Source organism: Nocardioides caeni (assembly GCF_004912195.1).
GTDB lineage: Bacteria > Actinomycetota > Actinomycetes > Propionibacteriales > Nocardioidaceae > Nocardioides > Nocardioides caeni.
Map to the genome: position 1 here is coordinate 198702 of NZ_STGW01000006.1, position 21215 is coordinate 219916.

At 72.0% G+C, this 21215-nt stretch carries 23 protein-coding genes, 3 tRNA genes and 1 pseudogene; 16 read left to right on the plus strand and 11 right to left on the minus strand.

Going from position 1 to position 21215, the window contains the following annotated elements:
• Nucleotide 1 precedes the first annotated feature (1 nt).
• From cysT to E9934_RS11615, 4 genes are all read left to right on the plus strand, one after another.
• Nucleotides 2–901: a sulfate ABC transporter permease subunit CysT gene (gene cysT / locus E9934_RS11600; protein WP_136563037.1), complete on the plus strand. Its 900-nt coding sequence runs from the start codon at nt 2–4 to the stop codon at nt 899–901.
• Nucleotides 894–1739, plus strand: coding sequence for a sulfate ABC transporter permease (locus E9934_RS11605; protein WP_136563038.1), 846 nt, complete (start codon nt 894–896; stop codon nt 1737–1739). The genes cysT and E9934_RS11605 overlap by 8 nt, the downstream gene beginning before the upstream one ends.
• A complete protein-coding gene (locus tag E9934_RS11610; RefSeq protein WP_136563039.1) occupies nt 1736–2719 on the plus strand; it encodes a sulfate/molybdate ABC transporter ATP-binding protein in 984 nt (327 codons plus the stop codon). The genes E9934_RS11605 and E9934_RS11610 overlap by 4 nt, the downstream gene beginning before the upstream one ends.
• 173 nt (nt 2720–2892) lie before the next feature.
• The gene (locus E9934_RS11615) at nt 2893–3345 is read left to right on the plus strand and encodes a hypothetical protein (protein ID WP_136563040.1); all 453 of its coding nucleotides are present in this window, start codon (nt 2893–2895) and stop codon (nt 3343–3345) included.
• Here the strand turns inward: E9934_RS11615 and E9934_RS11620 are convergent.
• On the minus strand, nt 3299–3781 hold the full coding sequence (locus E9934_RS11620) for an SRPBCC domain-containing protein (RefSeq protein ID WP_158294986.1): 483 nt from the start codon (nt 3779–3781) through the stop codon (nt 3299–3301). The genes E9934_RS11615 and E9934_RS11620 overlap by 47 nt on opposite strands.
• Before the next feature lie 111 nt (nt 3782–3892).
• Here E9934_RS11620 and lhgO point away from each other — a divergent pair, with 111 nt between their 5' ends.
• Nucleotides 3893–5083 carry an L-2-hydroxyglutarate oxidase gene (gene lhgO / locus E9934_RS11625; protein WP_238694918.1) on the plus strand — a complete coding sequence of 397 codons (1191 nt, stop codon included), beginning with the start codon at nt 3893–3895 and terminating at the stop codon, nt 5081–5083.
• Nucleotides 5084–5095: 12 nt separating this feature from the next.
• Here the strand turns inward: lhgO and E9934_RS11630 are convergent, their stop codons facing one another.
• Complete coding sequence (locus tag E9934_RS11630) at nt 5096–5878, minus strand: lytic transglycosylase domain-containing protein (protein ID WP_202977271.1); 783 nt, start codon at nt 5876–5878, stop codon at nt 5096–5098.
• 11 nt (nt 5879–5889) lie between these two features.
• The gene (locus E9934_RS11635; protein WP_136563044.1) at nt 5890–6381 is read right to left on the minus strand and encodes a YajQ family cyclic di-GMP-binding protein; all 492 of its coding nucleotides are present in this window, start codon (nt 6379–6381) and stop codon (nt 5890–5892) included.
• 117 nt (nt 6382–6498) lie between these two features.
• Between E9934_RS11635 and E9934_RS11640 the strand changes: the two genes are divergently transcribed.
• Nucleotides 6499–6580: transfer RNA gene (locus E9934_RS11640), tRNA-Tyr, on the plus strand.
• Nucleotides 6581–6627: 47 nt separating this feature from the next.
• Here E9934_RS11640 and E9934_RS11645 read toward each other — a convergent pair.
• The 6 genes from E9934_RS11645 to E9934_RS11670 form a co-directional block, all read right to left on the minus strand.
• Complete coding sequence (locus tag E9934_RS11645; protein ID WP_136563045.1) at nt 6628–7368, minus strand: nuclear transport factor 2 family protein; 741 nt, start codon at nt 7366–7368, stop codon at nt 6628–6630.
• Between the two features lie 67 nt (nt 7369–7435).
• Nucleotides 7436–8500 (minus strand): ABC transporter ATP-binding protein, encoded by a 1065-nt coding sequence (locus E9934_RS11650; RefSeq protein ID WP_238694919.1) that lies wholly within the window; start codon nt 8498–8500, stop codon nt 7436–7438.
• Nucleotides 8497–10044 carry an ABC transporter permease gene (locus E9934_RS11655; RefSeq protein ID WP_202977272.1) on the minus strand — a complete coding sequence of 516 codons (1548 nt, stop codon included), beginning with the start codon at nt 10042–10044 and terminating at the stop codon, nt 8497–8499. The genes E9934_RS11650 and E9934_RS11655 overlap by 4 nt, the downstream gene beginning before the upstream one ends.
• A 29-nt stretch (nt 10045–10073) precedes the next feature.
• A complete protein-coding gene (locus tag E9934_RS11660) occupies nt 10074–11087 on the minus strand; it encodes an iron ABC transporter substrate-binding protein (RefSeq protein WP_136563046.1) in 1014 nt (337 codons plus the stop codon).
• Entirely contained in the window at nt 11084–13633 is a 2550-nt protein-coding gene (locus tag E9934_RS11665; RefSeq protein WP_136563047.1) for an AMP-binding protein, read from the minus strand. The genes E9934_RS11660 and E9934_RS11665 overlap by 4 nt, the downstream gene beginning before the upstream one ends.
• A 59-nt stretch (nt 13634–13692) precedes the next feature.
• A complete protein-coding gene (locus E9934_RS11670) occupies nt 13693–14160 on the minus strand; it encodes a nitroreductase family deazaflavin-dependent oxidoreductase (RefSeq protein ID WP_136563048.1) in 468 nt (155 codons plus the stop codon).
• A 41-nt stretch (nt 14161–14201) separates the two neighbouring features.
• Between E9934_RS11670 and E9934_RS11675 the strand changes: the two genes are divergently transcribed.
• From E9934_RS11675 to E9934_RS11720, 10 genes are all read left to right on the plus strand, one after another.
• On the plus strand, nt 14202–15197 hold the full coding sequence (locus tag E9934_RS11675; RefSeq protein WP_162851549.1) for a pirin family protein: 996 nt from the start codon (nt 14202–14204) through the stop codon (nt 15195–15197).
• Nucleotides 15194–15598 carry a CidA/LrgA family protein gene (locus E9934_RS11680; protein WP_136563049.1) on the plus strand — a complete coding sequence of 135 codons (405 nt, stop codon included), beginning with the start codon at nt 15194–15196 and terminating at the stop codon, nt 15596–15598. The genes E9934_RS11675 and E9934_RS11680 overlap by 4 nt, the downstream gene beginning before the upstream one ends.
• Entirely contained in the window at nt 15595–16320 is a 726-nt protein-coding gene (locus tag E9934_RS11685) for an LrgB family protein (RefSeq protein ID WP_238694920.1), read from the plus strand. The genes E9934_RS11680 and E9934_RS11685 overlap by 4 nt, the downstream gene beginning before the upstream one ends.
• A gap of 59 nt (nt 16321–16379) precedes the next feature.
• A complete protein-coding gene (locus E9934_RS11690) occupies nt 16380–17780 on the plus strand; it encodes an amidase (protein WP_136563050.1) in 1401 nt (466 codons plus the stop codon).
• An 85-nt stretch (nt 17781–17865) separates the two neighbouring features.
• A tRNA-Thr gene (locus tag E9934_RS11695) sits at nt 17866–17938 on the plus strand.
• Between the two features lie 58 nt (nt 17939–17996).
• Nucleotides 17997–18073, plus strand: a tRNA-Met gene (locus E9934_RS11700).
• A gap of 43 nt (nt 18074–18116) precedes the next feature.
• Nucleotides 18117–18287: a 50S ribosomal protein L33 gene (gene rpmG, locus E9934_RS11705; protein WP_028654832.1), complete on the plus strand. Its 171-nt coding sequence runs from the start codon at nt 18117–18119 to the stop codon at nt 18285–18287.
• Between the two features lie 337 nt (nt 18288–18624).
• Complete coding sequence (locus tag E9934_RS11710; RefSeq protein ID WP_136563051.1) at nt 18625–19020, plus strand: FAS1-like dehydratase domain-containing protein; 396 nt, start codon at nt 18625–18627, stop codon at nt 19018–19020.
• A 3-nt stretch (nt 19021–19023) separates the two neighbouring features.
• Entirely contained in the window at nt 19024–19425 is a 402-nt protein-coding gene (locus E9934_RS11715; RefSeq protein ID WP_136563052.1) for a MaoC/PaaZ C-terminal domain-containing protein, read from the plus strand.
• Nucleotides 19418–20464, plus strand: a complete 1047-nt coding sequence (locus tag E9934_RS11720) for a UDP-N-acetylmuramate dehydrogenase (RefSeq protein WP_136563053.1) — start codon at nt 19418–19420, stop codon at nt 20462–20464. The genes E9934_RS11715 and E9934_RS11720 overlap by 8 nt, the downstream gene beginning before the upstream one ends.
• A gap of 34 nt (nt 20465–20498) precedes the next feature.
• Here the strand turns inward: E9934_RS11720 and E9934_RS11725 are convergent, their stop codons facing one another.
• Both E9934_RS11725 and E9934_RS11730 read right to left on the minus strand, forming a co-directional pair.
• On the minus strand, nt 20499–20960 hold the full coding sequence (locus tag E9934_RS11725; protein WP_136563054.1) for a DUF4190 domain-containing protein: 462 nt from the start codon (nt 20958–20960) through the stop codon (nt 20499–20501).
• Nucleotides 20961–21011: 51 nt separating this feature from the next.
• Nucleotides 21012–21215: pseudogene (locus E9934_RS11730) on the minus strand (adenosine deaminase); the annotation flags it as partial.

The following is a 21215-nucleotide window of genomic DNA, read 5'->3' on the forward strand; positions in this document are numbered from 1 at the left end:
GATGACACAGACGCTCGTCGCGTCCCCGCCCCCGGCCCGCCCTGCGGGTCGGGGGCCGGGGCGTGCTGGTCGACCTGGTCGACGTGGTCGCGGGAGCGCCGCCAACGGTGGGCTCTTCCGCCTGACCCCGACGTCGGGACTGGGCCTGGGCGTCGCCCTGGTCTGGTTCAGCGTGCTCGTCATGCTGCCGCTGGCAGCGGTGATCGGCGCGGCCGCCGAAGGTGGCTGGGCGTCGTTCTGGGGCACGCTCACCGACGCCCAGACCTTTGCGGCCCTGAGGCTCACGGTCGTCGAGGCGTTCCTGGTCACCGTCGTCAACGCCTTCGTCGGCACGGTCGTCGCGTGGGTCCTGGTCCGTGACCACTTCTGGGGCAAGCGGGTGCTGGACGTCGTCATCGACATCCCGTTCGCGCTGCCGACGATCGTCGCCGGCCTGGTGCTGTTGAGCCTGTGGGGGCCCGACAGCCCGGTCGGGGTCAACATCGTCAACACCCGGGAGGGCATCTTCCTGGCGCTGCTGTTCGTCACGCTGCCGTTCGTCGTGCGCACGGTCCAGCCGGTGTTGATCGAGCTCGACGCCGACGTCGAGGAGGCTGCGGCCTCGCTGGGAGCCTCGCGCTTCACGACCTTCCGTCGCGTGATCCTGCCGAGCCTGGTGCCGGCGATCGCGGCCGGCTCCTCGCTGGGGTTCGCCCGGGCGATCAGCGAGTTCGGCTCGCTGGTCCTCATCTCGGGCAACACGCCCTACCAGACCGAGGTGGCGTCGCTGAAGATCCTGAAGTTCCTCGAGGGAGACAACCAGGCGGGTGCCGCCGCGGTCGCCGTCCTGCTGCTCCTCGTCGCGGTCGTCACCATCGTGGCGCTCGACCTGATCTCGCGAAGGGTGGCGCGTCGTGGCTGAGACCTCGATCCGGTCCCGCAAGGGACCTGTGACCTACCTGCTCCGGATCTTCGTGATCACCTACCTCGCGGTGCTGGTCATCTGGCCGCTGTGGGAGGTCGGGCAGCAGACCTTCTTCCCGCCCGACCGCGGCGCCGGGGGTGGCTTCGGGGCCTTCGTCGAGCGGCTCAGCGACCCGTCGGTGTCCTACGCCTTCAACCTGACCGCCACGGTGGCGTTCTGGTCGGTGGTGATCAACACCGTCTTCGGCGTGGGCATCTCGCTGCTGATCGTGCGCTACCGCTTCCCGGGACGGCGGATCCTGTCGGTCCTCGTCGACCTGCCGATGTCGGTCTCGCCCGTCGTCGTGGGGCTGGCGCTGGTGCTGGCCTACAGCACCGGGCAGGGCTGGTTCGGCAGCGCTCTGGCGTCGGTGGGCTTCTACATCATCGGCACCACGCCCGGACTGATCATGGCGACCGCCTTCGTCAGCCTGCCGCTGGTGATCCGGGAGGTCGTCCCCGTGCTGGAGGAGATCGGCACCGACGCCGAGCTCGCCGCCAGCAGCCTCGGGGCCACCGGGTGGCAGACCTTCCGGCGGATCACGCTGCCGAGCATCAAGTGGGCCGTGGTCTACGGCGTCGTGCTCAGCATGGCCCGCTCACTCGGCGAGTTCGGGGCGGTCAAGATCGTCAGTCCGGGCGCCGAGTTCCGTGGTGAGACCGCCACCCTCCTCATCCAGAACCGCTACACCAATTACCAGGAGCCCACGGCGTACGCCGCTGCCTTCGTGCTCGTGCTCGCGTCCGTGCTGGCCCTGGTCGTCGTCTCGCTGATCCGCAAGGAGGATCACGTATGAACATCCTGATCGCGGGCGTCAACAAGTCCTACGGGGACTTCGTGGCGCTCGACAACATCAACGTGTCACTGCCGACCGGACAGCTGACCGCCCTGCTCGGGCCGAGCGGCGGTGGGAAGTCGACCCTGCTGCGGATCATCGCCGGGCTCGAGTCGGCCGACTCGGGCTCGGTCGAGATCGAGGGCATCGACGCGACCAAGCTGCCGCCGCAGAAGCGCAATGTCGGCTTCGTCTTCCAGCACTACGCCGTGTTCAAGCACATGACGGTCGCGAAGAACGTCGCCTTCGGCCTCGAGATCCGCAAGCGGCCCAAGGCGGAGGTGAAGACCAAGGTCGCCGAGCTGCTGGAGCTCGTCCACCTCTCGCAGTTCGCGCACCGGCTGCCCTCGCAGCTCTCGGGTGGTCAGCGGCAGCGTCTCGCGCTGGCACGTGCGCTGGCGGTCGAGCCCAACGTCCTGCTGCTGGACGAGCCCTTCGGTGCTCTCGACGCGAAGGTCCGCAAGGAGTTGCGCGACTGGCTGCGCCGTCTCCACGACGAGGTCCACGTGACGACCGTGTTCGTCACCCACGACCAGGAGGAGGCGCTGGAGGTGGCCGACGAGATCGTGGTGATCAACGAGGGACGGATCGAGCAGGTCGGCACGCCGGACCAGCTCTATGACGAGCCCGCCAACGACTTCGTGATGGGCTTTCTCGGCGAGGTCACCCGCCTCGGGCCGTTCCGACTGCGTCCGCACGACATCGAGCTCTCGACCACGCCCGGCGCCCCCGGCGTGCTCTCCGGCGTGATCGAGCGATCCCTGCGGGTCGGCTTCGAGGTGCGCCTCGCCGTCGACGTGGAGGGCCAGGGCGAGCCGGCGCTGGTCGTGCTCTCGCGGACCCACGCCCGCGCCCTCGACCTCGAGGTCGGGACCCGGGTGTGGCTGCGGCCCACGGCCGGGGCCACGTCGGTCCCGGTCCTGGAGGTCGCGTCCGCGTAAGAGGCCGCGTCTCCCCTTCCCGGCGGCGCCCAGGTCGCCCAGCACGCACGCTGGCGGCGTTGCCGACGCTCAACGTGCGCCCAGCATGTCTTCGCGCCGGCGCCTTGCCATCGCACGCGCTGGACGACCCGGGCATCCACCGAGGAAGGGCAGACACGACCTAGGCTGGGGCGGTGAGCTACCTCCGAGCGACCCGCGTGCTGTGCTGGCTGCTCGGGGTGGCCTTCGTGATCTCGATCGTCCACTACGTCGACAACTACGCCAACTACGACGACTACCCCGTGCCCGGTCCCGACGCCTCCATCCCGGCGCCGTCGGCCGGGCTCGTGGGCGTCGGGTGGTTCCTCTTCACGGCGTTCGGTGCGGTGGGGCTGCTGCTGTGGTTCCGCCGTCACATCACGACGGCCGCGATCGCGCTCACCGGCTACTCGGTGTCGGGACTGATCGGCATCGCGCACTACTCGGTGCCGGGCGCCTTCGAGATGCCGCTGTGGCGCCAGGCGCACATCGTCGCCGACATCCTCTGCGGCGTCGCGATCCTCGTGTTCGCCCTGCTCGCCGCCCGCTACTCCGACGACCTCATCCCGCCGGCGGCGAAGCAGCCAGCGCCTCCGCGCGTGCCTTGAGTCCCTCGGCATGCCGGCGGAAGCCGTCGGCCACCCGCCCCGGTCCGGCCAGCCGCACCAGCGGTCCGCTGAACTCCTCGACCGTCTCGTAGGAAGTCGGACCGCCCGGCCGTTGCGTCAGGGTCTGGTGGCGCACCCCGCGCACCAGGCCGAGTCGTGCCGGCCAGCCCTCGAACACGTAGGACATCCGCGCGGTCGTCGTGCCGTCCGGGGAGGTGGTGGGTCCGTCGAGCGTCGTGATCCGCTCGGGCGATCGGGTGCCACGGCCGTTGGCCCAGCGCACGTGCAGCACGATCGGGTTGTCGATCGCCGCCGGCTGCGCCGTCTCGGCCCGCACCACGAAGGGGTTCCACTCGCCGTAGGACGTGGTGTCGACCATCACCCCCCAGACCAGCTCCAGCGGGGCATCGATGTCGATCGCGGCACTCGGGTTCACGCGCCCATGGTGCCCGAGGTGTGCCGGTTTCTCGCCCGAAGTGTGGGGGTTTCTCACGCGAGGGGCGTGGGTTTCTCACGCGGGGTACGACGCCGCGTAGGTTCGATCCCCGTGGACACGGATGCGGTGGCGGTCGTCGGCGGGGGGATCGTCGGGCTCGCCGTCGCGCGCGAGCTGACCCGGCGCAGGCCCGGTCTGCGCGTCGAGGTCTTCGAGAAGGAGGACCGGGTCGGCGCGCACCAGACCGGTCACAACTCCGGAGTCGTGCACGCGGGGATCTACTACCGGCCCGGAAGTCTCAAGGCCGAGCTGTGCACCCGCGGCCGGGACCTGATGCGCGACTACTGCGCCGAGCACGCGATCCCCTACGAGGCCTGCGGCAAGCTGGTCGTCGCCGTGGACGCGGCCGAGAGTGCACGCTTCGATGCGCTGGAGGCCACGGCTCGCGCCAACGGCGTCCCGGGCCTGAGCCGGCTGGACGCGGCCGGCCTGCGGGAGATCGAGCCCCACGCCCGCGGCCTCGCGGCGCTGCACTCGCCGCAGACCGCGATCACCGACTTTGTCGCCGTGGCCGAGTCCCTGGCCGCCGAGGTCGTGGCCGCCGGGGGAGCGGTGCACCTGGGCCACGCCGTGACGGGAGTACGGCGGACGGCTGGCGCCATCGAGGTCGCGACCCCCGGGGCCCGGCACCGGTTCGGCCGGCTGGTGCTGTGCGGCGGCCTCCAGTCCGACCGCCTCGGGCGGCTCGTCGGCGGCCCGCCGCAGCCCCGGATCGTGCCCTTCCGCGGCGAGTACCTCAGCGTCGTCCCCGCCAAGCGGGACCTCGTGCGCGGCATGGTCTACCCGGTGCCCGACCCTGCCTACCCGTTCCTCGGCGTGCACTTCACCCGCCGGGTCGACGGCGGTCTCGAGATCGGGCCCAACGCCTTCCTCGCCCTGAGCCGCGACCGCTACGGCCGGGCCTCCCTCTCGCCCCGCGACGCCGCCGCGACGCTCGGGTTCGGCGGCTTCTGGCGGTTCTCCCGGTCCCATTGGCGCACCGGCCTGGAGGAGCTGCGCGGCGTGATGTCCGTGGCGTCGTACCTCCGTGGCGCGCAGCGCTACGTCCCGGCGATCGGCCCAGCGGACGTGCGGCGGGAGCGGCTCGGTCTGCGGGCGCAGGCGGTGGAGGCCGACGGCTCGCTGGTCGACGACTTCGTCATCCATGCCAGCGACGGCATCACCTCGGTGCGCAACGCACCGTCGCCGGCGGCGACGTCGAGCCTGGCGATCGCCGAGCACGTCGTCGACCGGATGGGCTGAGCCGGGAAGTGCTCAGCCCGCGGCCACGGCGTAGCTGTTGGCCAGGCCCGCGATGTCGGCGACGTAGGCGTCGGAGTGGTTGAAGCTGAAGACCGCCCGCTGCCAGGCTTCGGGGGTGTCGAGCTCACCGCTGTGGCACAGGTAGCGGCCCGCGGCCAACGCGGCGTCGTCGATCTGGTCGGGGTCGGCGGTGCCGTCGCGGTTGCCGTCGGCGGCCCAGTCGGCCCACGTGGACGGGATGAACTGCAGCGGGCCGACCGCGCGGTCCCACGTCGTGTCGCCGTCGAGGCTGCCGCCGTCGGTGTCGCGGATGGCGGCGAAGTCGCCGCCGTCGAGGGCGGGCCCGCGGATCTCGGGGGAGGGGCGGCCATCAGCGCCCAGCTGCGCTCCGCCGAACGTGCCGTGCCCGGACTCGACTGCACCGAGCGCGGCGACGGTGTTCCACGCGACCGCGCAGTCGGGCTGCTCGTCGAGGATCTGCAGGTGTGCCCGGGCATAGGCCGCCAGGGCCCGCTCGGGAATGCCGGTCGCGGCCGCCGTACGACCGAGCCATGCGGGGTCGGGCAGGTAGGGGTCCACGACCACACCCACACTCGCCCCGGTGCTGGCGCCAGTGTCAGCGCGATCGACCACTCCCGGCGGAGGAGGAGCCGGCGACTGGATCGTGACCTCGCCCGCCCGCTGGCCATCGCCGCCGATCACGCCGTTGGCCAGGGCGACCGCGGCGCCGACGATGCCCAGCGCGATCACCGTGAGCGTCACGACGGTGACGCCCAGGGCGCGGTCGAAGTTCACGGAGGGAAAGGTCAGCGGTAGTTGGTGAACTGCACGGCGAAGTCGTAGTCCTGCGCCTTGACCAGGGCCTGGACCGCCTGCAGGTCGTCACGCTTCTTGGACGAGACGCGCAGCTCGTCGCCCTGGATCTGCGCCTTGACGCCCTTGGGGCCCTCGTCGCGGATCAGCTTGGAGACCTTCTTGGCATCCTCCGAGCTGATGCCCTCCTTGAGCGTGATGCCGATCTTGGAGACCTGGCCGGACGGGCGCGGCTCGCCGGCGTCGAGGATCTTCAGCGACTGGTTGCGCTTGATCAGCTTGTCCTGGAAGACGCTGAGGACCGCACTGGCGCGGTCGTCGGCGGACGCGGAGATCTCGATCGCGTGCTCGCCCTTCCACTCGATGGTGGCGCCGGTGCCCTTGAAGTCGAAGCGGGTCGCGATCTCGCGGGCGGTCTGGCCCAGCGCGTTGTCGACCTCCTGGCGGTCGATCTTGCTGACGATGTCGAAGGAGGAGTCGGCCATGGTGGTCACCTGCGCTGGTTTCGGTGGGACGGGTCTGCTGCGCTATTGTTTCGCCTCGTTGCGGACCAGCCAACTCAGCACCGTTCGACAGGCGCGGACGGGGTCCGCAACAAACCCGGCAGATTGCCCGAGTGGCCAAAGGGAGCTGACTGTAAATCAGCCGGCAACGCCTACGTAGGTTCGAATCCTGCATCTGCCACGGGTACGACACCGCCCCCGGTCCTGGACCGGGGGCGGTGCGCATTTTCACGGCAGGACGCGGCGCACCCTCGTCGCGACGGCGTTGGCGAGGCCGGCGGTCCGCATCATCGCGTTGAAGCCGCGGGACTGCGGTGCGGGCAGCATGCCGGTCGTCTGCACGGCGTCGAGAATGTCGTAGAGCGTCTCGCCCTCATACATCAGCCCGTCGGCGTTGAAGTGGTAGCGGTCGACGGCCGTGCACTGGACGAAGGCGCCGTTGCCGGGGATGGTCATCGCCGTGTCGTCGTAGGGATGCAGCTTGAGCGGACCGACGAGGTGGCCGCTGCCGTAGTAGCGGACCGCCATGCCCATGGAGCCGTCGGGACGCGGGTCGAGGAAGACCTGGCCGGGGATCGGGTCGTAGCGCCAGTCGGGGATCGCGTCGAAGAAGGCGAAGTTGTAGTCGACGAATTCCTTCAGCCCCCGGGTGTAGCCGCCCATGGTGGTGACGTCCTTGTAGAGGAGGTCGTCGGTGTAGAGCTCGTGGTTGAAGCTCATGTCGCGCACCAGCCAGCTCCACCAGTACTTCTTCGCCCACTCGAGCGTCCAGCCGATGTCGAGCCCGTGGTCGGCGTAGAACGCGATCTTGGCCTCGTACTCGGCGAACCATCGGCGGGTCATCGCGGAGAGCTCGTCCTCGTCCATGACCGGGATCGGCTCGGCGCGGGTCAGGAGCACGTCGGGAAGGGGCTGGCGGAGCCGCGGCTGCCTCAGCGCCTCCTGGAACATCTCTTCGGTGAACACCATCGCAGACTCCGCCAGTATTGTCTCAATGTCAACAAGCCCCGGTGAGGCGCCCGACCGGGCGTAGGGGTCAGCCGACGAAGGCGATGACGTCACCGAGCACGCGCACACCCACCCGGTCGCCCGCGGCCGGCACGGTGTCGGCCGGGGTCCGGGCCGTCACCGTCGGACCCGCGTCGAGGCGAATGCGGACGGTGGCGTCGTGGCCGTAGAAGCTGGCGTCCAGGACGGTGCCCAGGACGCCGTCGTCGGCCTCGCGTGCGACCTGCACCTGCTCGGAGCGCACCGCGAGCTGGACCGGGCCGGTCGCGGGCGTCGCGCTGCGGACCGCGACCTCGCCGAGGGCGCATCGGGCGCGCCCGTCGCCGGTCGCCTCGCCGGGCATCAGGCTGGCGTGACCGATGAAGGCCGCCACCCGCGGGTCCGCCGGCGTCAGGTAGACCGCCGCGGGCGGGGCCACCTGCAGGAACTCACCGCCCGCCATGACCGCGACCTGGTCGGCCAGCGACAGCGCCTCACCCTGGTCGTGGGTGACCAGCACGGCGGCGGCCTCGGCGGCACGCAGCGCCCGTACGACGGCGCGGCCGGTCTCCTCGCGCAGCGAGGCGTCCAGGGAGGAGAACGGCTCGTCGAGCAGGACGAGGCCGGGACGGGGGGCCAGTGCACGGGCCAGGGCGACCCGCTGCTGCTGTCCGCCGGAGAGCTCGTGGGGCAGGCGCCGCGCCAGGTCCGGGGAGATCTCGACGAGCTCGAGTGCCTCGGCGACCCGCGACGCGGAGTCCCGCCGCTCGGCCCGGGACAGCCCGAAGGCGACGTTGCGGGCCACGGTCAGGTGCGGGAAGAGCGCGCCCTCCTGCGGCACGTAGCCGACGCCGCGCCGACGGGCGGGGACGCTGCGACGCCCCGGTGCCACCACCGTCTCGCCGTTGACGACGATGGAGCCGCCGGTGGGCTCGACGAAGCCGGCGACGGCCCGCAGCAAGGTGGTCTTGCCGCAGCCGGATGAGCCGAGGATCGAGGTGACACCACCTGGCACCGTCAGGTCCACTCCCCGCAGGACGGGAGTCGCGCCGTAGCCGGCCGTGACGCCGGAGATGGTCAGGGCGGCGGGGTTCCCGCCGGTCAGCGTGCTCACGTGGCCTCACCACTCCTCATGCTCAGCCTCGCCAGCAGCCAGGTCGACGGCACCGACAGGACGATCAGGGCCAGGGCGTACGGCGCCGCGGCACCGTAGGCGATCGAGGACGCGTCCGACCAGAACTCGGTCGCGAGGGTGTCCGTGCCGAGCGGCGCCAGCAGGAGCGTGGCGGTGAGCTCGGTCGACGTCGCGAGGGCGACGAGCGCGGCGGCGGTGGCCATGCCGGGGAGCACCAGGGGGAGGGTGACCCGGGCGGCGACGCCGGGACCGCTGCAGCCGAGGTTGCGCGCCACGTCCTCGAGGCCGGGCGGGACGAGCTCGAAGGTCGCGCGGACGCTGACGACGGCCCGCGGCAGGAAGAGGATGAGATAGCCGGCGACGAGCAGGGCGAGGGTCTGGTACATCCACGGCACCGACCGGATCGACACCGTGACCAGGGCCAGGGCGATGACGATGCCCGGCAGAGCGCTGGCGGTGTAGACGCTGCGCTCGATGGCGGTGGTGAGCAGGCCGCGGTGGCGCACCGTCAGCCACACCACCGGGACAGCGGCGGCGGTGGTGACGACGCCGGCGAGCAGCGCGAGGCTCAGCGTCGACCAGATCGCGGAGGTCAGCTCGGCGGTGTCCAGACCCGCGGAGGTGCCCCGCGCGAGCCACCGCACGAGGGCGGCCAGGGGCACCCCGAGCGACCAGACGGCCAGGCCGGCGAGGCCGCCCACGACGGCCGGGCGGAGTCGTCCCAGGCGCAGGGGCGTCGCGGTGCGGCTGGTGCCGGCGCCGACACGCGCCCGGGGTCGTCGTCCGCGCAGCAGCAGCTCGAGGCCGAGCAGCAGCAGGCAGAAGGTGACCAGCACGAGGGCCAGCAGGGTCGCGGCCGGGCCGTTGAACACGGTGGCGTACTGCTGCAGGATCGCGGTCGTCAGGGTGGGGTAGTTGAGGAGCTGGAGGGCGCCGTACTCCGCCAGGAGGTGGAGGCCGACCAGCAGGGCGCCACCGAGCACCGCCGGGCTGATCGCGGGCAGGGTCACCCGCAGGAACACGGCACCGACGCCCTTGCCGAGCGCGGTCGCGACCTCCTCGACCGACGGGTCGAGTCGCCGCAGCGCGGCCACCGTCGGCAGATAGACGAGCGGGTAGTAGGACAGGGTCACCACCATCACCGCGCCCCAGTAGGACTGCACGGCGTGGGTCGTCGACACCCAGCCGTAGCCGTTGACGAACGCCGGCACCGCGAGCGGGGCGCAGAGCAGACCGTGCCACCAGCCCCGTCCCGGTACGTCGGTGCGCTCGACGATCCACGCGCCCGCGACGCCGACGACGGTGCTCGTGAGGACCCCGACGACGAGCAGGCGCGTGGTGTTCCACAGCAACTCGCCGATGCGAGGACGCCACAGGAACTCGGCGGCCTCGTCGCGCCCCAGCTCGGCCGTCGTCCAGATCACGTAGCCGAGCGGCACCAGGGAGAGGGCCGCGATCGCCAGCCCCACCAGCAGCAGGGGCAGTGCCGGCGCGGCGATCCCCCGGGACCGGCCGGCGGTCACGGGGGATCGGTGCCATGTCGTCCCGGTCGTCAGAGGAAACCGACCTCGGTCATCAAGTCCACCACGGCGCGGGCGTCGAGGTCCGAGACGTTGACCTGCGGCGGCTCGAGCTCGCTGAAGGGCTGGGCCACGCCCTCGAGCTGGATGTCCGGGTTGAGCGGGTACTCCAGCGCGTAGCTGTCGGCGAGGATCTGCTGCCCCGACTCGTTGACGAGGAACTCGATGAACTGCTCCGCCTCGTCCTTCATGTCACTCGAGGCGAGGATGCCGGCGCCGGAGACGCTGACGAAGGCACCGGGGTCGCCGTCGGAGAAGTAGTGCTGCTCGCTGTTGTCGGAGACGTCACCGTTCTCCTTGCGGTCGCGCTCCCAGTAGTAGTGGTAGACGATGCCGACCTCGGACTCGCCGGAGTCGACGGCCTCCAGCACGAGGTTGTTGCCGTCGTAGACCGTGCCGTTGGCCTTGATGCCCTCCAGCCACGCGCGGGTCGCCTCCTCTCCCTCGAGCTCGAGGACGGCCGCGACGATCGCCTGAAAGTCGGCGCCGGTGGGGGAGAACGACAGGCGTCCCTCCCACTCGGGGTCGGCGAGGTCGAGCAGCGAGTCGGGGAGCTCCGAGTCCTCGATGGCATCGGTGTTGTAGACCAGCACGGTCGAGCGGGCGACGAACCCGGTCCACAGGCCGCTGGTGGGGCGGTAGAGCGCGGGGATCGGGGCGACCAGGTCCTCGGGCAGCTCCGCGAACAGTCCAGCGGCCTCGACCTGCGACATCGCGGGGGAGTTCTCCGTCAGGAAGACGTCGGCGGGCGACGCATCGCCCTCCTGGACGAGCTGGTTGGACAGCTCGAGGTCCTTGCCGTTGCGCAGCTCGACCTCGATGCCCGTCTCCTTCGTGAAGGCAGGCGCGAGCTCGGCGAGGAGCGGCTCGTGTTGGGCGTTGTAGATCACCAGCTTCGGCTCGTCCTCACCGCAGGCGGCGAGCAGCGGGCCCAGCAGGGCGGCCGCGGCGAGACCGAGGGTGAGGCGGCGGGTGGAGACGTTCATCGGACTTCCTGTCGGTGGAGGTGGGCGGGAGCGTAGCCGGGCCGGACCCGGTCGATCAGTCCGGTCCAGGCGGGCACGAGGGACACGAGACGGGCGACGGCGATGCCGACCGCCAGCGACGCCAGGAGGCCGCCGAGCGGCCACCAGTCCTCGAAGTGGGGATAGACCTGCCAGTGGGTCAGGTAGACGAAGAGCGAAGCGGCGGCGAGGGTGCCGGTGGGACGGACCAGGACCCGCGGCCAGGGCACGGTGCGCAGCCAGATCAGGGCGAGCACCCCTGCGGCGATGATCGCGTCCCGCTGGACGTCGCCGGTGAAGCCCCAGACCCCGACGAGGGCGAGCGTGCTGACCAGCAGGCGCTGCGGCATCGTACGGGCCACGGCCGCCGCCCAGCCGACGGTGAAGAGCCAGGCCACGAACGCCGAGGAGTGGATGACGTCGCCGCCGTAGCCGGTCTCCGTCCACAGTCTCGGCACCAGCGTCACGGCCGTCAGCGAGCTGGCGAGCAGGAAGCGGTGGCGACGTTCGAAGCGCATGACGGCCGGGATCGAGGTCAGCACGCCAGCGGTGACGCACAGCAGGAGCACGACCTCGACGAACCAGTAGTGCCACGCGGGCTCGGACCACCGTCGCCCGCCGGTCAGGTCGTTGAGCAGCACCACGCTGCGCCACGGGTACGTGCCCGCCACCACGGTGACCGTCCCGATCCACAGCACCGACGGGACGGCGACCCGGCTGGCTGCCCGCGCCACCCGTCGCAGGCGCCGGCGGGGTCCCTCGTCGGCGAGGTGGAAGCGGACGAAGTTCGCGCCCGCCACGGCCAGCAGCACGTGGGCACCGCCCACGACGGTCCACAGGTTCGTGTGCGAGCCGACGATCGCGAGGATGCCGACGGCGCGCAGCACGATCCCCGTCTCGATCTCGGCCCACCGCCGGGAGCCCCGCCGCGCCGTCGTGGACGCCGCAGCCAGCTCCGACAACTGGGCAACCTCCATCCGCGGCCAGGTCGAGGGAAGCCGGCCCAGGACCGTTTCGAGTCGCAGCGCCAGCTCGACGTAGGACAGCGAGTCGCCGCCGAGCCCCACGAACGAGTCCTCCGGCCCGACGGAGCGCCCCAGGACCCGCTCGAAGAGCAGTGCGATCGACGACGTGCTCGCCGGCGCCTCGCCCTCGAGCGCGCGCTCGAGGAGTCCGACCGCCTGGTGGTCGACCTTGCCGTTGGCCCGGCGCGGCAGCGACCCGACGGGTACGACGCGGATCGCGTGGGGCGGAAGGCCGGTGTCGGTGGCGGTGGCGGCGGCCACCTCGGCGAGCAGCAGCGGGTCGGGGTCACCCGGGACGGCCACCACCAGCTGGGAGCCGTCAGCGGCCTCGGCGCACGCGGCGTCGTACCCACCGAGGGCGAGGAGGGTCTGGACCCGGTCGAGGTCGATGCGTTGGCCGAACAGCTTGGCGAAGCGGGAGCGGCGACCGACGACCTGCACGATGCCGTCCTCGTCGAGCCGCGCGAGGTCGCCCGTGCGGAGCTCGTCGAGCTCGGCGTCACGGGCCAGGTCGGCCGGCCGCTCGGCGTAGCCCATCATCACGTTGGGGCCGGCGTAGACGAGCTCGCCGACGCCCGGCGCGGCGCCCTCGACCGGCTCGAGGCGGAAGCGGCCGCCGGGGATCGCGATCCCCACGGCCTCGGGTCGCGTCAGCCCGAGCGCCGGCGGCAGCCAGGCCATCCGCGCGGTGGCCTCGGTCTGTCCGTACATCACGACGAGGTCCCAGCCGTCACGACGGCCCTGCTCGGCCAGCGCCCGGACCCGGTCGGGAGCCATCCGCCCGCCCGCCTGGGTCACCCGGCGCAGCGTCGGCAGCTGCGGCCACCCCGTGGCGCCGAGCAGGTCGAAGGTGTAGGGGACGCCCGCGACGGAGGTCACGCCGGCGGCGCGGGCGTCGGCCCAGAGCCCGGGATCGGTGACGGACCGGTCGTCGAGGACCACGCTCGCCCCGGCAGCGAGGTGGCTGTGCAGGACGGAGAGTCCGTAGCAGTAGTCGAGCGGGAGCGTCGTCAGTCCGACGTCCTCGGGGGACAGGTCCAGGTAGTCGGCGATCGCCCGGGCGTTGCTGTCGACGTTGGTGGCCGAGAGCCGCACGAGCTTGGGGCTGCCGGTCGACCCGGAGGTGCTGAGCAGCAGCCGGAGGTCGGGATGCAGCGCGGGCGGCGTCACGCCGGTCGGCTGCCATGCGCCGCCAGCCCGCCGCAGGGAGGCGCCGTACGCCGCCGCGAGCCCGGTGTCGTGGCCGAGCAGTGCGACGTGGCCGGCACGCAGGACGGCCAGCCAGGCGACGACGAAGTCGACGGTGGGCGCCGGCCGCAGGTGGACGAGCTGACGCGCCCCTGTGGCCCGCAGTTCCTCCGCCGCACGCTGGACACTGTCGTCGAGCTCGGCGTGGGAGAGGGCAAGGTCGCCGGCGCGCAGCGCGAGCCGGTCGCCGTGTCGCGCGAGGTCGTCGGCGAAGCCCGCCGCCGCGACCTGTGCGAATCCCGTGTTGTCCCCCACGGGAGGAGGCTAAAGCAAGGCTCGCCTCAGCAAAGCCAGCCTGTCCTGAGTGCGGACTGTCAGCGAGGGGTCAACAAGAACACCGGGATCACCCGGTCGGTCCACTCGACGTACTTGTCGTAGTTGGGCCACACGGTGACCATGTGCGCCCAGGCCCGCTCCTTCTCATCGCCGGTGATCTCGCGCCACGTGCAGGTCACCGTGCGGCGTCGATAGCGCACCTCGACGGTCTCCGCCGCCCGCACGTTGCCGACCCACACGGGTGGCTTCGGGGCGCCGAAGGAGGACCCGGCGACGAGCCAGCCGCCCTGCCACGGCACGCACAGCAGCGGCGTGGAGCGGGGGATCCCGCTCTTGCGTCCGGCGACCGTCAGCAGCAGGCCGGGCAGGCCCGCGAGATCGACGAAGCCGACGCGCCCGCGGGTGAGCCGCTGCAGGTGCTTGTCGATCCACGTGATCTGCGGCAGCAGCCGCGGCATCCAGGAGAACGAACCGAGCTTGATCGCGACCGGCGTGAGCAGACCCATGGCCGCACCCTAGTGCTCCGCGTCGGTGGGAGGATGTCGGCGTGAGCAACCCGGAGAGCGATCCCGACGCCGTGGTGTGCACGAGCCGGCCGGCCGGCTCGGTGGAGCTGATGGCGCCGCGCGAGGTCCCGCTCGGCGGCCCCCGTGCGATGGCCGTACGACGGACGCTGCCCCAGCGTCATCGCTCGCTCATCGGCGCGTGGTGCTTCGTGGACCACTACGGCCCCGACGAGGTCAGCGCGACCGGCGGCATGGTCGTCGCGCCGCACCCGCACACCGGGCTGCAGACGGTCAGCTGGGTCTTCACCGGGGAGATCGATCACCGCGACAGCGCGGGCAACGTCGCGACCGTGCGGCCGCAGGAGGTCAACCTGATGACCGCCGGGAGGGGCATCAGCCACTCCGAGGTGTCGACACCGGGGACGACCGTGCTGCACGGCGCCCAGCTGTGGGTGGCCCTCCCGGCCGAGCACCGCGACACCGAGCCCGGCTTCCAGCACCACGCTCCCGACGAGGTCGCGGGCGACGGCTGGCGCGCGCACGTCTTCCTCGGCTCCCTGCTGGGCGACGCCTCCCCGGTGGCCACGTTCACGCCGCTGCTCGGGGCCGAGCTCGTGCTCGACCCTGGCACCCACCTGTCCGTGCCGGTCGATCCGACTTTCGAGCACGGTGTGCTGGTCGATGTCGGCCACGTCGAGGTCAGCGGTCTGGGGGTGGCGTCCGGAGATCTCGCCTACGTGCCCACGGGCCGCGAGGAGATCCACCTGGAGGCCGGTGCCGACGGAGCCCGGGTGCTGGTCCTCGGCGGACCGCCGTTCGGCGAGTCCATCGTCATGTGGTGGAACTTCGTCGGCCGCAGCCACGACGACGTCGTCGCCTACCGCGACGCGTGGCAGGCCCAGATCACCGAGGCCGGCGCGGTCGTCCGCGACGGCCGACAGGTGGCACCCGGACGGTTCGGCATCGTCCCCGACCAGCCACTGCCCCCGATCCCCGCGCCGGCGCTGCCCAACGCGCGTCTCCGCGACCGCCGGTGATCACCGGTCTGACCGGGCTGATCGCGTTCCAGCTCGTCGGGGAGCTCCTCGTGCGGGTGCTCGACCTGCCGGTGCCCGGTCCCGTAGTCGGGATGCTGCTCCTCTTCGCCTTCCTCCGGATCCGGTCGTACGACGACAGCGGCTCCATCGTCCGCGCGGGCTCCGCGCTGCTGCGGCATCTCCAGCTCCTCTTCGTCCCGGCCGGCGTCGGTGTGGTGGCCTATCTCGGGGTCCTGGGCGACGACGCCGTGCCGATCGTGGTCGCGATCGTCGGCTCGTGGCTGATCGGCCTGGTGGTCGTCGGGTGGACGGCGGTCGGGCTGGAGCGCCTGCTGGGTCGGCCCCGCGACGACCTCCCCGACCTCCCCGACCTCCCCGATGCTCCCGGGACGGCGTCGTGAGCGGCCTCGCCGAGGCCGGTGACGCAGCGCTCGAGGTGGCCCGGTCGCCGTTGGCCCTGCTCGGGGTCACGCTGGGCGGCTACCAGCTGGGTCGCTGGCTGCAGCGCCGCACGGGTGGGCACGCCGTGGCGCAGCCTGTGCTGGTGGCGATCGTGGTCGTCGGCGTCGCGATCACCGTGCTCGACATCGACTATCCCGACTACCGCCGTGCGACCGAGCTCATCGCCTTCTGGCTGGGGCCGGCCACCGTGGCGCTGGCGATCCCGCTGCACCGACAGGCCTCGCGGCTGCAGGGCTTCGTCGTCCCCATGCTCGTCGCGGTGGCCGTCGGTGCCGTCGTGTCGATCGTCTCGGCGGTGTGGCTGGCGCGGCTGCTCGGCGCCGGGGAGGACATCGAGCGCACGCTCGCCACGAAGGCCGCGACGACGCCGGTGGCGATCGCGTTGACGGAGTCGCTCGGCGGCATCCCCGCGCTGGCGGCGGTGTTTGCGATCATCACCGGCATCATGAGCGCGATCCTCGCGCCGGCGACCCTCAGCGTGTTGCGGATCCGGGACCGGCGGGCCCGCGGTCTCGCGGTCGGCGCCGTGTCCCACGGCATCGGCGCCTCCCGCATGCTGCGCGAGGACGAGACGGAGGGCGCGTTCGCCGGCCTCGCCATGGGCCTCTCTGCGCTCGCGCTCAGCCTGCTCGTCCCTGTCTGCGCGCTCTTCCTCTTCTGACGCGGATTCCTCCCGTGGTCGGAGGTCCGGAGGCGCCGGTCGGGGCTAGGTTGCCTGCCATGCGCGTGCACGCCTTCTCCGATGATGCCCTCGGCGACCTCGACGCGGTCGGTCTCGCCGAACACCTCGAGGCCGGCAAGGTCTCCCGCTCCGAGGCCGTCGAGGCGGCCATCGCCCGGATCGAGACGCTCTCCGACCTGAACGCGATGGCGTTCACGGCCTACGACCGGGCCCGCGCCCTGGCCGCCGCCGGAGCCGCGGGCGCCGGGTTCCTCGCCGGCGTCCCGACGCTCGTCAAGGACAACGTGGACGTCGCGGGCATGCCGACGATGTCGGGCACCGACGCCTGGGACCCGCGACCGGCGAAGAAGGACGGCGACTTCGCCGCGATGTACCTCGGCACCGGCCTGGTCCCCCTCGGCAAGAGCCAGCTGTCCGAATACGGCTTCAGCGCCTCCGCCGAGCACCCTCGGCTCGGCGCGGTCCGGTCGCCGTGGCACCTCGAGCACACGGCCGGTGCCTCCAGCTCGGGTTCGGCCGCGCTGGTCGCCGCGGGCGCCGTACCGCTGGCGCACGCGAACGACGGCGGCGGCTCGATCCGCATCCCCGCCGCCGTCAACGGTCTGGTCGGCCTCAAGCCGACGCGCGGCCGGCTGGCGCAGGACAAGCTGTTTCGCGACATGCCGATCCGCATCGTCTCCGACGGCGTGGTGACCCGCTCGGTGCGCGACACCGCGGCCTTCTACCGCGAGGCGGAGCGGATCCACCGCACGCTCGAGCTGCCCCCGATCGGCGACCTCACCCGGCCGATCAAGCGCCGGCTGCGGATCGCGATCAACACCTCCGGCGTCGGACGCGGCGCCGACCCGGAGACCACCGCCCTCACCCTCGAGACCGCCCGTCTCCTGGAGGACCTCGGCCACACCGTCACCGAGGCGGACGTGCCCGTCGGACCGTCCTTCGCCGACGACTTCCTGCTCTACTGGGCGCTCCTGGCGCAGGTCATGCTCACCACCGGGCGCCCGTTCCACGGCCGCACCTTCGCCAAGGCCCGTCACGACAACCTCACCCTCGGCCTGGCCCGGCACGCGCGCCGCAACCTGCACCGCGTGCCCGGCGCGATCACCCGGCTCAAGCGCGCCGCCGCCCAGGCCGAGCCGTGGTACGAGCGCTACGACGTCGCGCTCACCCCGACCCTGGCCATGCCGACGCCGCGCATCGGCCACCTCGACCCCACCCAGGACTACGACGTCATCATGGACAAGCTGCTCGACTGGGTGGCCTTCACCCCGTGGCAGAACATCACCGGCGCCCCCGCCATCTCCCTGCCCGTCGCGACGGCCGCCAACGGTCTGCCACAGGGGATGATGTTCGGGGCCGCGCCGGGCCATGAAGCGCTCCTGATCGAGCTCGCCTACGAGCTCGAGGAGGCCCGTCCGTTCGCCCGGATCCAGGACTGAGTCGACGTTGAGCAGCCGCCCCGGACCGGCAGGACGCCGCCGATTTTCACGTGCGACACACGCCCGTGTATCGTTCTGCGGCGTTGCCCCTTTAGCTCAGTCGGCAGAGCGTCTCCATGGTAAGGAGAAGGTCTACGGTTCGATTCCGTAAAGGGGCTCGGAGACAGGGCGCCACCGCCTCAGCCCCCGGGCGCGGCGGAGGCGCCCTCCTCATGTGGCGGGGTAGCTCAGACGGTTAGAGCGCACGACTCATAATCGTGAGGTCACGGGTTCGATCCCCGTCCCCGCTACCAAACAGACGACCGGCATCACCACCAGCAACAAAAGGACACTCCAGTGGCCAGCAAGAGCTCTGACGTTCGCCCGAAGATCACGCTCGCCTGCGTGGACTGCAAGGAGCGCAACTACATCACCAAGAAGAACCGGCGCAACGATCCCGACCGGATCGAGCTGTCGAAGTTCTGCCCGCGGTGCCGCAAGCACACCGCGCACCGCGAGACTCGTTGAGCCTGTTTGTCGGGCCGAGCGCGTCGCCCGTCGACGTCGGCGCGCAGGCACTCGCAAGCTCGGCCCACGCTTGACGCCGACGCGGCTTTGCCGCGGGCGCCGCGCTGCCGGCCTGGACCCGTCCCACCTACGTGGGGCGGGTCCGCTGCATTTCGCGCCGCACTAGATGAGTAAGTCCAAGGGGTCGTGCGTGCGAGCGGCGCTCGGCGCCGCGCCTGCAAGGCGCCGGCGCGACGGCGGTCTGGTTGCACCATCGAGCGTCGGCAACGCCGCGGGCGTGGATGCTGAGCGTCGCGCAGCGTGCGAGCCCTTGGACTTACTCATCTAGGCTGGGGCCATGCCGATCGACGCGTCCCTGGTCGGGCGGGCGTTCCCCCCGACCCCCGTCCACGCCGTGACGGCCGAGTCCGTCGCCGCGTTCGCCGCCTCCGTCGGGGGAGCGGGCGGTGCCACGGTCGCGCCGACGTACCCGATCGTGGTGACCTTCGCGGCCCTGCAGGACTTCCTGGCCGCGGAGGAGCTCGAGCTCTCCCGGATCGTCCACGGCGACCAGCGGTTCCGCTACCACCGGCCGGTGGCCGTCGGTGACGAGCTCACCGCGGCGCTCACGGTGACCGGGCTCCGATCGATCGGCGGCAACGACATCATCAGCACGTCCAGCGAGATCGTCGACGCCTCCGGCTCCGTCGTCTGTACGGCGACCGCGACCCTCGTCCACCGAGGAGGTGTCTGAGCCATGGCTCTGCCCGCAGCCGGGACCGCGCTGGAGCCGGTCACGTTCGAGATCACCCGCGCCGACCTCGTCGCCTACGCGCACGCCAGCGGCGACCACAACCCGATCCACCAGGACGAGGAGATCGCCCTCGCCGTCGGGCTCCCGGGCGTCATCGCGCACGGGATGTACACCCTCGCCCTCGTCGGCCGCGCGGTCGGCGACTGGACCGGCGGTGCCGAGGTCGTCGAGCTCGGCGGCAAGTTCGTGGTCCCCGTCGTCGTCCCTGCCGACGGCGCCGCCCGGGTGACCGTCGCCGGCACCGTCGGCGAGCCGAACGCCGACGGACTGGTGCCCCTCGCGCTCGAGGTCACCAGCGACGGCGCGAAGGTGCTCGGGGCGCCGAAGGCCCTCGTCCGTGCCTGATCCCCGGCTCGCCGACCTCACGACCCTGCGGCTCGGCGGTCCGGCATCGCGCTACGTCGAGGTCGCCGACGTCGACGCCCTCATCGACGCGGTCAGCGGAGCCGATGCGGCGAACGAGCCCGTCCTCGTCGTCGGGGGCGGCAGCAACCTCGTCGTGGCGGACGCCGGCTTCTCCGGCACGGTCGTGCACCTGGTCGGGGAGCGCGAGGCCGCTGAGGACGCCTTCTGCGCCGGCGAGTGGGTGACCGTCTGGGCCGGCGAGCCGTGGGACGTGTTCGTCTCCCACGCGGTCGAGAACGGCTGGGTCGGCGTCGAGGCACTGTCCGGCATCCCCGGCACCGTCGGGGCCACCCCGGTGCAGAACGTCGGCGCCTACGGGCAGGAGGTCGCCCAGACCATCGCCCGGGTCCGGGTCTGGGACCGCAAGCTGCGCGGCATCCGCACCTTCACCACCTCCGAGTGCGGCTTCGGCTACCGCACCTCGCGCTTCAAGGCCGACCGTCACGACGCGTGGGGAGGTCGCCATCTCGTCCTCGACGTGAGCTTCCAGCTGCCCAGGGGCGACCTGTCCGCGCCCGTCACCTACGCCGAGCTCGCCCGCACGCTCGGCGTCGAGGTCGGCGCCCGGGCGCCGCTGACCGAGGTGCGCGCCGCGGTCCTCGACCTGCGCCGGCGCAAGGGCATGGTGCTGGACGCCGACGACCACGACACGTGGAGCTCCGGGTCGTTCTTCACCAACCCGATCGTGGCGCCCGACCTCGTCCCGACCGGCGCGCCGTCGTACGCCCAGGGCGACGGGACGGTGAAGACCAGCGCCGCGTGGCTGATCGAGCACGCCGGCTTCGGCAAGGGCTTCGGCCTCGACCGGCCGGCGGCCACGGTGTCGCTGTCGACCAAGCACACGCTGGCGCTCACCAACCGCGGTGGCGCGAGCACCGACGACCTGCTCGCCCTGGCCCGAGAGGTCCGCGACGGGGTGCAGGAGCGCTTCGGCATCGAGCTCGTCAACGAGCCCGTGCTGGTCGGCTGCACGCTCTGACCCGGGTCTGACCCCGGTCTCAACCCGGTGGGTGTCAGGCCGTGGTGCCGGCGAACAGCGCCACCAGCAGCGCGATGAACGCCACCACGACCAGGAGCATCAGCAGGCCGAGCACGATCCCGACGATCCCCGTGATCAGTCCCGCCAGCGCCAACCCCTCGCCGCTGTGCTGCCGCGGGTTCGCCTGGATCTGGCGGCGTGAGCTGATGCCGAGCCAGATCGCGAAGGGCGAGGCGAGCACGGCCACGAGGGACACGAGCAGGAAGGGTGCGAGGACGACGCCCACGATGCCGACGACTCCCAGCACCAGGGACGTGATCGCCATCGGGTGGGCCGGCGCGCCGTGCGCGGTGAGGTAGCGATCGGGGATCGGGTAGGCGTCGGGAGTGGCTGGCCCCGGACCCGGCGCGCGGTAGCCCGGCCACGGGTCCGCGCCGGGCGACGGTCCGGGGGACGGGGGAGTCAGGGGAGCCTGCTCACGGCCTGGAGTGCTCATGGGTGCAGCCTTCCGCGCGCCGCTCCGGCTGAAACGGTGCTCATCCTCGGCTCAGGGGGACGGCGCGGACAGCCAGGCGTCGATGTCGGTGAACGCCCGGTCGAGGACGTCCTTGGGCGCCCGGCTCGCGCGGAAGGACATCCGGGCCAGCTCGGCCAGGCGGGCGTCGTCGAGGTCGTGCGCCGCACGCATCGTCGCGTACTGCCCGGCCAGCCGGGATCCGAAGAGCAGCGGGTCGTCGGCGCCGAGCGCGAC

Bases quoted from the DNA above. Each gene is read 5' to 3' on its own strand.
- cysT (WP_136563037.1), top strand. From the start codon at position 2: ATGACACAGACGCTCGTCGCGTCCCCGCCCCCGGCCCGCCCTGCGGGT.
- E9934_RS11610 (WP_136563039.1), top strand. From the start codon at position 1,736: ATGAACATCCTGATCGCGGGCGTCAACAAGTCCTACGGGGACTTCGTG.
- E9934_RS11635 (WP_136563044.1), bottom strand. From the start codon at position 6,381: ATGGCCGACTCCTCCTTCGACATCGTCAGCAAGATCGACCGCCAGGAG.
- E9934_RS11645 (WP_136563045.1), bottom strand. From the start codon at position 7,368: ATGGTGTTCACCGAAGAGATGTTCCAGGAGGCGCTGAGGCAGCCGCGG.
- E9934_RS11660 (WP_136563046.1), bottom strand. From the start codon at position 11,087: ATGAACGTCTCCACCCGCCGCCTCACCCTCGGTCTCGCCGCGGCCGCC.
- E9934_RS11670 (WP_136563048.1), bottom strand. From the start codon at position 14,160: ATGGGTCTGCTCACGCCGGTCGCGATCAAGCTCGGTTCGTTCTCCTGG.
- E9934_RS11690 (WP_136563050.1), top strand. From the start codon at position 16,380: ATGCGCGTGCACGCCTTCTCCGATGATGCCCTCGGCGACCTCGACGCG.
- E9934_RS11710 (WP_136563051.1), top strand. From the start codon at position 18,625: ATGCCGATCGACGCGTCCCTGGTCGGGCGGGCGTTCCCCCCGACCCCC.
- E9934_RS11715 (WP_136563052.1), top strand. From the start codon at position 19,024: ATGGCTCTGCCCGCAGCCGGGACCGCGCTGGAGCCGGTCACGTTCGAG.
- E9934_RS11725 (WP_136563054.1), bottom strand. From the start codon at position 20,960: ATGAGCACTCCAGGCCGTGAGCAGGCTCCCCTGACTCCCCCGTCCCCC.